The sequence below is a fragment of the Mycobacterium sp. TH-M25 genome (assembly GCF_057473665.1).
In genome coordinates this window covers 1-11159 of the sequence record NZ_JBYCLA010000165.1, presented here as the reverse complement: position 1 = coordinate 11159, position 11159 = coordinate 1, and the positions used below count along the sequence as shown (strand labels likewise).

The window sequence follows — 11159 nt, the reverse complement described above, 5'->3', positions numbered from 1 at the left end:
GGGCTATGCCGGGACCGACCGTCAGGTGCGCGGCCGCTTGCTGGACGTGTTGCGCGGCAACTACTTACCGGTCCCCCGCGACGAGCTCGACGTCGTGTGGCTGCGTGAGACCGTGCAGCGCGACCGCGCGCTGGAGTCCATACTGGCCGACGGCCTGGTGGCCAAGACCAGCGACGGACGATACGCGTTGGCCGGCGAAGAAGGCTAAACGAGAAACGACGTCACTGCCACACGGTATGCCTGCGGCGCATCGTCGTGAACCAGGTGCCCGGCGTTGGGAACCCGCAAATATTCTGCGCGATAGCCATTCTCGCTCATGGCCGGCATTTGACCGGCCGGGGCCACCGAGGTGCCGGCTTCGATGAGCAACGTGGGTGACCGAACCGCCTGCCATTGCGCCCAGTAATCGCGAGTTCCCCACTCCGCGGCGATTTCGATCCACCGCGACGTATGCCCATGCAGCCGCCAGCCAGTTTCAGTTCGGTCGAAGGCTTCCAGGAAGTACCGGCCGGCGATATCACCAAACTCCGCGAATACCTGTTGCGCGGAATCGAATTCGACCGGCAAGCTATGCAGCCACGGTTCCCACGGACCGGTGGTGCGGCCGCGGAAATCCGGCGCCATGTCCTCGACCACCAGCGCGGAGACAAGTTCCGGCCGCTCGGCGGCCAGACACCAGGAGTGCAGACCGCCCATCGAGTGCCCGATCAGCCGTACCGCGGTGCCCAGCGCAGCTAAGGCGTCGGCGAGGTCCGCCACGAAACGTTCAGTGCTGATCGGATACGGATCGTCGACGTCGCGACCGCGGTGCCAGGGCGCGTCGTAGGTGTAGACGGTGCCGAGCCGAGTCAGCCACGGCAGTTGCCGCGACCAGGTGCTACCACGACCCATCAGGCCGTGCACCAGCACGACCGGTTGACCGTGCCCGCCACGATGGGTCAGCAGATCAGCGGCCATTCATCCATCTTTGCGCGCTTAACGCCGGCCGTGGGCCGCGCGGTAACCTTACGCAATGCCAGTGGTGAAGATCAACGCAATCGAGGTACCCGCCGAGGCGGGTCCCGAACTGGAGAAACGGTTCGCCCACCGCGCGCACGCAGTCGAGAACTCGCCGGGTTTCCTGGGCTTTCAGCTGCTCCGCCCTGTCAAGGGTGAAGACCGGTACTTCGTGGTGACGCAGTGGGAATCCGAAGAAGCCTTTCAGGCGTGGGCGACCGGTCCCGCGATCGAGGCTCACGCCGGCCAGCGGGCCAACCCCGTAGCCACCGGTGCGTCACTGCTGGAATTCGAGGTTGTGTTAGACGTTGCCGGATCTGGCCAGTAAGCCCCGTCGGCGCCGGATCGCGGTACTGCTGGCCGCCATCGCGCTCGTCGCCGCTTCAACCCCGGGTTGCGCTCCGCCGCGACCACCATCAGCGAACGCGACCGGCGTCGGCCGCAGCATCGACATGCGCACACCGGCTGGACTGCGCGCGCAACAGACGCTGGACATGCTGAACTCTGACTGGCCGATCGGCCCGGTCGGGGTCGGCACCATGGCGGCCCCGAAGATGGCCACCCAAATCCAGTCCATGATGGAGAAGCTTTGGTGGGACCGGCCGTTCACGCTGCACGGAGTCGACATCAAAGCAGGTGCGGCAACCCTGAAGCTGACCACGTCTTACGGCGCGCAGCAAGAGATTCGGATCCACACCAATGACGACTCCATGGTGGACGGGTTCGACCTCACCACTTTGCCACCAAAGATCGCGTCGTGGAGCGACGTCGACGCGGTGCTGCGCAAAACCGAGGCCCGCTATTCGTGGCAGGCCACCAAAGTCGTTGACGGTCGATGCGAAAGGGTGGCCGGCGCCAACACCGACTTGCCACTACCGTTGGCGTCGATCTTCAAGTTATATGTGCTTGATGCCGTTTCCGACGCCATCAAGGCCGGGACGGTCTCCTGGGAAGATCAGTTGACGGTCACCGAGAAGGGTAAAGCCGTCGGTTCGAGCATGGATCTTCCTGTGGGAGAACAGATCTCGGTTCGCACCGCGGCTGAGAAAATGATTGCGACCAGCGACAACATGGCGACCGACATGCTGATCGAGAAGGTCGGGCCGCAGGCTGTGGACCGGGCTCTGGTCAACACCGGCCATCACGATCCGGCCGCGATGACGCCGTTCCCGACGATGTACGAACTGTTCACGATCGCCTGGGGCCGCCCAGACCTGCGCGAGCAGTGGAAGTACGCCACGCCCGAAGCCCGCGCCGAGATGCTTCACCGCGCCGATGCAGCCACGTATCAACCCGATCCGTTCCGCGCACATGTGCCGGCGTCACAGTCCGGCGCGGAGTGGTACGGCACCGCCGAAGACATCTGCCGGGTGCACGTCGCGCTGCAGGCGGGTGCCGTGGGCCCGGCCGAACCGGTCAAAAAGATCCTCGACGTCTCCACCGGGGTGAACCTCGATCGCAACGACTGGCCCTACATTGCCGCGAAAGCTGGTGGCTTGCCGGGTGATCTGACCTTCAGTTGGTACGCCGTTGACAAAGCCCGTCAGCCTTGGGTAGTGAGCTTCCAGCTGAACTGGCCGCGCGACCACGGCCCGGCCATCACCGGCTGGATGCTGCAGGTTGCCAAGCAGGTGTTCGCCTTGCTGCTCAACTACCGCTGACAGGCGGGCCTACGACTGGGCCTTTATGCAGCCGGCGCGAAAGATCCTCTACAACCTGACCGTAACCACCTCCTGATGCGGGTGTTTTCGGGTCAGGTGTGCGCCACGTGCATCGAGTGTGCATCCTGGGCTTCGAGTGTGCATCGTGGGCGGGAAAATCGCGAAACTGCCGCCCCTGGCGCACACTCGAAGCCGTCAGTGCACACTCGACGCCAGGAGGGCAGACATAAAAGACTCACCTGTCCTTGTCCATTGCAGCGGCACTGCTGGTCGGATCGATCGAACTGCTGGCGATACTGCACAACGATCTGGCTTGGACGACCCGATAACCACCTGGATCGGTGCGATCACTTACTCCGCAGCTGGCCGACGTCGAAGCGCGTTACCACGTGGCAGACGCCGCTGAATAGGCGAAAAGACCGGTCAGCGCGTTGCGCGCCGGCCGGTCTTTTCGAGATGAACTACTGCGTCGTCGTCGTTCCGGTGACAACGGCGGCATGCGCGGCGGAACTCGCCAGATCCGGCTCGGCAGGCTTGTGGACTCCGTGGAAGGTGAACACCGCATCCTCGCCGGATCCTTCGCCGTCCCAGTTGTCGACGTCGACGGTGACGATCTGACCCGGGCCGACCTCGTCGAAGAGGATCTTCTCGGACAGCTGGTCCTCGATCTCCCGCTGAATCGTCCGGCGCAGCGGGCGAGCGCCCAGCACCGGATCGAAGCCGCGCTTGGCCAGCAACGCCTTGGCCTTGTCGGTGAGCTCCATGGACATGTCCTTGGCCTTGAGCTGCTTACCCACCCGCGCGATCATCAAATCGACCATCTCGATGATCTCTTCCTTGGTCAGCTGGTGGAAGACGATGATGTCGTCGATACGGTTCAGGAACTCCGGGCGGAAGTGTTTCTTCAGCTCGTCGTTGACCTTCTGCTTCATCCGCTCGTAGTTGTTCTCACCGCCCCCCTGGGTGAAGCCGAGCCCAACCGCCTTGCTGATGTCGGACGTACCCAGGTTCGAGGTGAAGATCAACACGGTGTTCTTGAAGTCGACCGTGCGGCCCTGCCCGTCGGTGAGACGACCGTCCTCGAGCACCTGCAACAGGCTGTTGTAGATCTCTTGGTGCGCCTTCTCGATCTCGTCGAACAGCACCACCGAGAACGGCTTGCGCCGCACCTTTTCGGTGAGCTGGCCGCCCTCTTCGTAGCCGACGTATCCCGGCGGGGCACCGAACAACCGCGACGCGGTGAATCGGTCGTGGAACTCGCCCATGTCGATCTGGATGAGCGCGTCGTCGTCGCCGAACAGGAAGTTGGCCAGCGCCTTGGACAGCTCGGTCTTACCGACACCGGACGGGCCGGCGAAGATGAACGAGCCGGACGGCCGCTTGGGATCCTTCAGCCCGGCGCGGGTACGACGGATCGCCTTCGAGACAGCCTTGACCGCGTCTTCTTGCCCGATGATCCGCTTGTGGATCTCGTCTTCCATCCGTAGCAGCCGGGTGGTCTCGGCCTCGGTGAGCTTGAACACCGGGATGCCGGTCCAGTTCCCGAGCACCTCGGCAATCTCGTTTTCATCGACTTCCGCGACAACATCGAGATCGCCTGAGCGCCACTGCTTTTCACGCTCAGCGCGCTGGGCAACCAACTGCTTTTCCCGATCGCGCAGGCTGGCCGCCTTCTCGAAGTCCTGGGCGTCAATCGCGGACTCCTTCTCGCGGCGCGCGTCGGCGATCTTCGCGTCGAACTCGCGCAGGTCTGGCGGGGCGGTCATCCGGCGGATCCGCATCCGGGCACCGGCCTCGTCGATCAGGTCGATGGCCTTGTCCGGCAAGAACCTGTCGTTGATGTAGCGATCGGCCAGCGTAGCGGCAGCGGTCACCGCGCCGTCGGTGATCGACACCCGGTGGTGCGCCTCGTAGCGGTCGCGCAGACCCTTGAGGATCTCGATGGTGTGCTCCACCGTGGGCTCGCCGACCTGCACCGGCTGGAACCGCCGCTCCAGGGCGGCGTCTTTCTCGATGTACTTGCGGTACTCGTCGAGCGTCGTCGCACCAATGGTCTGCAGCTCACCGCGCGCCAGCTTCGGCTTGAGGATCGACGCCGCGTCGATGGCACCTTCGGCCGCCCCGGCACCGACCAGCGTGTGCAGCTCGTCGATGAACAGGATGATGTCGCCACGGGTGTTGATCTCCTTGAGCACCTTCTTCAGGCGTTCCTCGAAGTCACCGCGGTAACGGCTGCCCGCCACCAGCGAACCCAGGTCCAAGGTGTAGAGCTGCTTGTCCTTCAGCGTCTCGGGGACCTCCCCGTGCACGATCGCCTGCGCCAGGCCCTCGACGACGGCGGTCTTGCCGACGCCGGGCTCACCGATCAGCACCGGGTTGTTCTTGGTGCGCCGGGACAGCACCTGCATGACCCGCTCGATTTCCTTCTCGCGACCGATCACCGGGTCGAGCTTGCCCTCCATGGCCGCCGCCGTCAGGTTGCGGCCGAACTGGTCCAGCACCAACGACGTCGACGGGCTACCGGTCTCGCCGCCGCGGCCACCGGTCCCGGCCTCCGCGGTCTCCTTACCCTGGTAGCCGCTGAGCAGCTGGATGACCTGTTGACGCACCCGGGTCAGCTCGGCGCCGAGCTTGACCAGCACCTGGGCCGCCACGCCTTCGCCCTCACGGATCAGCCCGAGCAGAATGTGCTCGGTGCCGATGTAGTTGTGGCCGAGCTGGAGCGCCTCGCGCAGGCTCAGCTCCAGAACCTTCTTGGCGCGCGGGGTGAACGGGATGTGCCCCGACGGGGCCTGCTGGCCTTGGCCGATGATCTCCTCGACCTGGCTGCGGACACCCTCGAGCGAGATACCCAGCGATTCCAGCGACTTGGCCGCTACGCCTTCGCCCTCGTGAATGAGGCCCAGCAGAATGTGCTCGGTGCCGATGTAGTTGTGGTTGAGCATCCGGGCCTCTTCTTGCGCCAGGACGACCACCCTGCGGGCACGGTCGGTAAAACGTTCGAACATTGGCGGTTACCTGCTCTTCCTCACCATCGGTACTTCGTCTTTGTCGGCTTCTGCGCCGACACCGCGTACCTGCCGTCCACTGTAGTGGTCGACCGGCCGGGCTTCCTACCTGGCGATCGCCACGCCATGTGGGAGTTCCCGGCTACAGCGCAGTTACAACGAAGCAACGCGGGAAAACGGCGAATCGTTTCCCGCGTTGAGTAAAGGTCGCTTCGCCAGCAGCGAAAGCGCGGCCAGCCGCGCCCCGATCAGGTCGCCGCGTGAAATGCGTCGATGACCTCCGCCGGGATACGACCGCGGGTCGACACATTGTGTCCATTACGCCGAGCCCAGTCACGGATTGCCGCGCTCTGCTCGCGATCAATGGCGCCGCGACCCCGACCGTTGCTCGAGCGGCCGCGCCGGCGGCCTCCCACCCGTCGAGAGGCTTCCACCCACTGCCGCAGGTCGTTACGGAGTTTCGTCGCATTCTTGGCCGAAAGGTCAATCTCGTAGGTCACGCCGTCAAGCCCGAATTCGACGGTTTCATCGGCAGCGCCTTCGCCGTCGAAATCGTCCACAAGGGTGACGGTCACTTTCTTCGCCATTGGCTGAGCCTCACGCTTTCTTCTCAGACACTTGCCATGCAAGACAGGTGTTCGGACCGCCCCGTCGGATAATCTGCCATATCCTGACGAGTAATTCAATACAGCCCCACAGAACTGCTCAGTTACTATGCGGACGCACAATAGGAAACAATACCGTCTCTCTAATTGACAGCCCGGTCAAGGCCATCAGCAGACGGTCGATGCCCATTCCGGTTCCGGTGCACGGCGGCATCGCGTGCTCCAGCGCAACAAGGAAATCCTCGTCAAGCATCATTGCCTCGTCGTCGCCGGCGGCCGCCGCCCGGGCTTGCGCAGCGAATCTCTCACGTTGCACCACCGGATCGATCAATTCTGAGTATCCTGTGGCCAGCTCGAACCCGCGGATATAAAGGTCCCACTTCTCCGTTACCCCGACTATGCTGCGGTGTTGACGCGTCAATGGCGTTGTCTCGACCGGAAAATCCTTGACGAACGTGGGCGCTGTCAGCGTCGAGCCGACGGCGTGTTCCCAAAGTTCCTCGATCAACTTGCCGTGCCCGTAGCCCCGGTCAGTCGGGACCTCGACGTCAAGTGACGCAGCGATTGCAAGCAAGCGATCGACATCGGTGTTTGGCGTGATCTCTTCGCCAAGAGCCGCTGATAGCGAGGGATACATTTCCACCGAAGCCCATTGTCCATCGATGTCATAGACGCTGCCGTCCGGCAGCGGGAGTTGCCGCGTACCGATCGCCTCGTCAGCCACCTGTTGAATAAGCTCGCGGGTTACGACAGCAGAATCTTCATACGTTCCGTACGCTTGATAGGTCTCCAACATCGAAAATTCCGGCGAATGTGTGGAATCGGCGCCTTCGTTTCGGAACACCCGATTTAGTTCGAAGACCTTGTCGAAACCACCGACGACGCAGCGCTTCAGGAACAGCTCTGGCGCGATCCGCAGGTAGAGATCGATATCGAGCGCATTGGAGTGTGTGACGAACGGACGGGCCGCCGCACCCCCAGCCAGCGTCTGCAAGATCGGCGTCTCGACTTCTAAAAAGCCGCGCTGCTCGAGCGCGTTACGCAATGCGCGGATGACCGCAATTCGCTGGCGAGCAACCGTTCGTGCCTCCGGCCGCACAATCAGGTCGACATAGCGCTGCCGTACCCGAGACTCCTCACTCATCTCTTTGTGCGCCACCGGCAGCGGACGCAACGCCTTGGAAGCCATCTGCCAGCTATCGCCGAGCACGGAAAGTTCACCGCGTCGCGAGCTGATCACCTCACCGTGAACCGAGACGATGTCGCCGATGTCGACGTCGGCCTTCCATTGGTCGAGAGCTTGCTGCCCGACGCTAGCGAGGCTGAGCATGACCTGCAGTTGGGTGCCGTCGCCTTCCTGGAGGCTGGCAAAGCACAGCTTGCCAGAGTTACGGGCGAACACCACCCGCCCGGCCACCCCGACAATGTCGCCGGTGATCGAATCGGCCGGCAGGTCCGGATATGCGGCCCGAACCTGCGCCAGGGTGTGGGTTCGCGAGACGTTGACCGGGTAGGGATCGCGGCCCTCGGCCGCCAGCCGCTCACGCTTGTCCCGGCGTATCCGGAACTGCTCGGGGAGATCCTGAGGATCCTGATCGCCGTCGCTCACGACGTGCCAGCTTAAAGGAGGGACGCGCTGCCGGTGTTCGCCGGCGCTCAGCGGGCGGTCTTGAGCCGACCGCGCTGGCTGTCTCGGTTGCGCTCGAAGACCAGTCGCAGCCCGTGCAACGTCAGGTGCTGGTCGTAGTGGTCCACGGAGTGCAACTCGGCCAGCAGCAGCGGCGCCGTGTGACCCGTAGCTACAACAGTGACCTGATTGTCTGGGCCAGCGGAAAAACCGTCGACGTCGTTGCGGATCCGGCCGACCAGTCCGTCCACCAGACCTGCGAAGCCGAACACCGCACCGGCTTGCATGCATTCGACGGTGTTCTTGCCGATCACCGAACGCGGCCGGGCCAGCTCGACCCGCCGCAGAGCCGCCGAGCGGGCCGCGGCAGCATCGGAAGAAACCTGGATACCCGGCGCTATCGCGCCACCCAGGAATTCGCCCTTGGCCGACACCACGTCGACACATATCGACGAGCCGAAGTCGATCACGATGGCGGCTGAGTTGTACTTCTGAAAAGCCGCAAGGCAATTGACAATTCGATCAGCACCGACTTCTTTGGGGTTATCGACCAGCAGCGGAATGCCGGTCCTAACTCCGGGTTCGATCAGCACGTGCGGCACGGTCGGCCAATACTGTTCGAGCATCAGGCGAACCTCGTGCAACACCGAAGGCACGGTCGACAGCGCAGATGCGCCGGTGAGCTGATCGGAGTCGTCACCGATCAGCCCGTCGATGGTTAGCGCGAGCTCATCAGCGGTGATCTCGGATTCGGTCCGAATCCTCCACTGGTGCACAACCTTTGCGTGCTCCTTGGCACCGGACAGCAATCCGATGACGGTGTGGGTGTTGCGGACGTCGATGGCCAGCAGCACGGCGACTAGGCCTTCATCGCGGTGAGACCAGCTCGCCGGCATCAGCCGGCACGAACGCCGGGTCGTTGCCCAGGTCGACCACTTTGTTATCGGCGTCGACGAAAACGATCCTGGGTTGGTACGCACGGGCCTCGGCGTCCCCCAGCTGGGCGTAAGCGATCAGGATCACCAGGTCGCCGGGATGCACGAGATGCGCTGCCGCGCCGTTGATCCCGATCACACCGCTGCCGCGCTGCCCGGTGATCGCATAGGTGACCAGCCGCGAACCGTTGTCGATGTCGACGATGGTCACCTGTTCGCCCTCAAGTAGGTCGGCGGCCTCCATCAGGTCGGCGTCGATCGTCACCGAGCCGACGTAGTGGAGGTCAGCCTGCGTGACGGTGGCCCGGTGGATCTTCGACTTGAGCATTGTCCGTAACATCAATTCCTCCAATGTGATTCGAGGGGCTGATCGCCGCGCTTCTCCTCGAGCCGCTGGACGGCCCGCATCGTCGCAGGGCGGGATTCGACGGACGCCGCGGGCACTCGCCCGTCGACGCCTACGGTGGTTCCGATTTCGACGGCGACGTTGTCGAGCAGTCTGGTCTTGCCCAGCCGGGCCGCAACCAGTAAACGGCCAGGCCCGGTCACGGGAGCCGGCCCCAGCACGTCGTCGCGCACTTCGAGGTAGTCAACGTCAATGGCGGGCACCGCGGCGAGCACCGAGCGGGCCGCTTCCAGCGCAGCGCCCGCGCCGCCCGGTGCGGCATGGCAGCCGGCCAACAGCGCGGCCGACAGCAGGCTGGCCAGCTCACGCTGCGGCGCGTCGAGGTAGCGGTTGCGTGACGACATCGCCAAGCCGTCGGTCTCGCGCACGATGGGCACACCGACAACTTGAATGTCGATATTGAGATCGGCCACCATCTGCCGAATGAGCACCAGCTGCTGATAATCTTTTTCGCCGAAGAAGATTCGGTCAGGCGAGACAATCTGCATCAGCTTGCAGACCACGGTCAGCACACCCGCGAAATGACTGGGACGGGCAGCGCCCTCAAGCTCGCCACCGAGCGGGCCGGGAGACACCGTGGTGCGCGGACCTTCCGGATACACCGCCGAAGCGCCTGGGGTGAAGGCGATCTCAACCCCTTCACCGCGTAGCGCATCCAGGTCTGCCTGCACGACCCGTGGGTAGGCGTCGAGATCCTCGCTCTCGCCGAATTGCAGTGGGTTCACAAAGATCGAGACCACGACCACCGAGCCGGGCACACGTTTGGCGGCTCGCACCAGCGCGATGTGTCCGTCGTGCAGAGCACCCATGGTCGGCACCAACATCACTCGTCGGCCGGTGTGCCGCAGCGCCCGGCTGACGTCACGGACGTCGCTGGGGGTGCTGTAGACGTTGAGTTCGCCGGCGTTGAACGTCGGGGGCCGCTGAACGCTCATCGGGCCAGCACCTCGAGCACCTCTTCGGGGGCATGCACCTTCTCGGCGGTACGGATCGCATTCGCCCGGTATGCCTGTGCCAGTTGCGGATCGATGTTGCGCAGCGCGTGCAGGTGCCCGGCGACCACACCGGCGTCACCGCGGGCGATCGGGCCGGTCAGTGCCGCCTGCCCACGCTGCAGGGCGTTCTCCAAGGCCGCGCGGGCTAGCGGTCCGAGGATGCGCTCAGCGATCCCGCCGGGCTGATCGTCGACGAGCTGCTGGCCGAGCAGTTCGGTGCCCGACACCGCGGCCCGAAGCGCATCCAGCGCATCGGTGACCACGGTGACGATGTGATTGCCGGCGTGGGCCAATGCGGCGTGATAAAGCGTGCGCGCCTGCTCGGGCACACGGAACGGCTCGCCGCCGATCTCGAGCACCAGTGATTGCGCGATCGCGTAGCCAACCTCGTCGTTGGCGGTGATCCCGAAGCAGGTGTCCGGCAAGCGAGAGATGTCCTCGTCAGAACCAGTGAACGTCATCGCCGGATGAATGGCCAGCGGAATGCAACCGTGCAGCGGCGCCAGCACATCGATGCCGTTGACGCCCGAGGTGTGCACGACGATGGTGCCCGGCCGCACGGCGGAGGTGGCGGCCAGACCAGAGACCAGGCCCGGCAACTCGGTGTCCGGCACGGCCAACAGCAGCAATTCGGCGCTGCCGGCGACGTCAGGCACCGACGCTATCGGGGTATCGGCCAGCCGGCGCTCGGCGCGCTGCCGGGAGGCGCGGGATACCGCGCTGCAGGCCACCACGACGTGGTCGACGCGTTCAAGCGCCACACCTAACGCGGTTCCCACCCGGCCGGCGGAGATGACCCCCACCTTAAGCCGAGCCGGGCGCAATCCGTCGAACTGCACCATCGCAGACGACCCTCACAAGTCCTTTTGATTCGTTCCAGTCCCGCGCTGCGGGTACCGGACGGCCGCCACGACTGTACCGCGACA

At 64.3% G+C, this 11159-nt stretch carries 10 protein-coding genes and 1 pseudogene; 3 read left to right on the top strand and 8 right to left on the bottom strand.

What is annotated here, in order from left to right; translation table 11 throughout:
* Window positions 1-208 (top strand): annotated as a pseudogene (locus AC2VOU_RS05700) (A/G-specific adenine glycosylase); the annotation flags it as partial.
* Here the strand turns inward: AC2VOU_RS05700 and AC2VOU_RS05695 are convergent.
* The gene (locus AC2VOU_RS05695) at window positions 205-957 is read right to left on the bottom strand and encodes an alpha/beta fold hydrolase (RefSeq protein ID WP_486956490.1); all 753 of its coding nucleotides are present in this window, start codon (window positions 955-957) and stop codon (window positions 205-207) included. The pseudogene AC2VOU_RS05700 and the gene AC2VOU_RS05695 sit on opposite strands and share 4 nt — an antisense overlap.
* Window positions 958-1012: 55 nt before the next feature.
* Here AC2VOU_RS05695 and mhuD point away from each other — a divergent pair, with 55 nt between their 5' ends.
* Entirely contained in the window at window positions 1013-1324 is a 312-nt protein-coding gene (mhuD, locus tag AC2VOU_RS05690) for a mycobilin-forming heme oxygenase MhuD (protein ID WP_486940067.1), read from the top strand.
* A complete protein-coding gene (locus AC2VOU_RS05685; RefSeq protein WP_486956489.1) occupies window positions 1305-2657 on the top strand; it encodes a Cpe/LpqF family protein in 1353 nt (450 codons plus the stop codon). Before mhuD ends, AC2VOU_RS05685 begins: the two co-directional genes overlap by 20 nt.
* 461 nt (window positions 2658-3118) lie before the next feature.
* On the opposite strand, the gene clpC1 is transcribed toward AC2VOU_RS05685, so the two are convergent.
* From clpC1 to AC2VOU_RS05650, 7 genes are all read right to left on the bottom strand, one after another.
* Window positions 3119-5665, bottom strand: coding sequence for an ATP-dependent protease ATP-binding subunit ClpC (gene clpC1 / locus AC2VOU_RS05680; RefSeq protein ID WP_486956488.1), 2547 nt, complete (start codon window positions 5663-5665; stop codon window positions 3119-3121).
* A gap of 248 nt (window positions 5666-5913) precedes the next feature.
* A complete protein-coding gene (lsr2, locus tag AC2VOU_RS05675) occupies window positions 5914-6252 on the bottom strand; it encodes a histone-like nucleoid-structuring protein Lsr2 (protein ID WP_486940070.1) in 339 nt (112 codons plus the stop codon).
* 118 nt (window positions 6253-6370) lie between these two features.
* On the bottom strand, window positions 6371-7879 hold the full coding sequence (gene lysS / locus AC2VOU_RS05670; RefSeq protein WP_486956487.1) for a lysine--tRNA ligase: 1509 nt from the start codon (window positions 7877-7879) through the stop codon (window positions 6371-6373).
* Between the two features lie 47 nt (window positions 7880-7926).
* On the bottom strand, window positions 7927-8751 hold the full coding sequence (locus tag AC2VOU_RS05665) for a type III pantothenate kinase (protein WP_486956492.1): 825 nt from the start codon (window positions 8749-8751) through the stop codon (window positions 7927-7929).
* Between the two features lie 13 nt (window positions 8752-8764).
* Window positions 8765-9172 (bottom strand): aspartate 1-decarboxylase, encoded by a 408-nt coding sequence (gene panD / locus AC2VOU_RS05660; RefSeq protein ID WP_486956491.1) that lies wholly within the window; start codon window positions 9170-9172, stop codon window positions 8765-8767.
* Complete coding sequence (gene panC, locus AC2VOU_RS05655; RefSeq protein ID WP_486956486.1) at window positions 9172-10173, bottom strand: pantoate--beta-alanine ligase; 1002 nt, start codon at window positions 10171-10173, stop codon at window positions 9172-9174. Before panC ends, panD begins: the two co-directional genes overlap by 1 nt.
* Window positions 10170-11075 (bottom strand): Rossmann-like and DUF2520 domain-containing protein, encoded by a 906-nt coding sequence (locus AC2VOU_RS05650; RefSeq protein ID WP_486956485.1) that lies wholly within the window; start codon window positions 11073-11075, stop codon window positions 10170-10172. The genes panC and AC2VOU_RS05650 overlap by 4 nt, the downstream gene beginning before the upstream one ends.
* Between the last annotated feature and the right edge of the window lie 84 nt (window positions 11076-11159).

Bases quoted from the DNA above. Each gene is read 5' to 3' on its own strand.
- AC2VOU_RS05695 (WP_486956490.1), bottom strand. From the start codon at position 957: ATGGCCGCTGATCTGCTGACCCATCGTGGCGGGCACGGTCAACCGGTC.
- mhuD (WP_486940067.1), top strand. From the start codon at position 1,013: ATGCCAGTGGTGAAGATCAACGCAATCGAGGTACCCGCCGAGGCGGGT.
- clpC1 (WP_486956488.1), bottom strand. From the start codon at position 5,665: ATGTTCGAACGTTTTACCGACCGTGCCCGCAGGGTGGTCGTCCTGGCG.
- lsr2 (WP_486940070.1), bottom strand. From the start codon at position 6,252: ATGGCGAAGAAAGTGACCGTCACCCTTGTGGACGATTTCGACGGCGAA.
- panD (WP_486956491.1), bottom strand. From the start codon at position 9,172: ATGTTACGGACAATGCTCAAGTCGAAGATCCACCGGGCCACCGTCACG.
- panC (WP_486956486.1), bottom strand. From the start codon at position 10,173: ATGAGCGTTCAGCGGCCCCCGACGTTCAACGCCGGCGAACTCAACGTC.
- AC2VOU_RS05650 (WP_486956485.1), bottom strand. From the start codon at position 11,075: ATGGTGCAGTTCGACGGATTGCGCCCGGCTCGGCTTAAGGTGGGGGTC.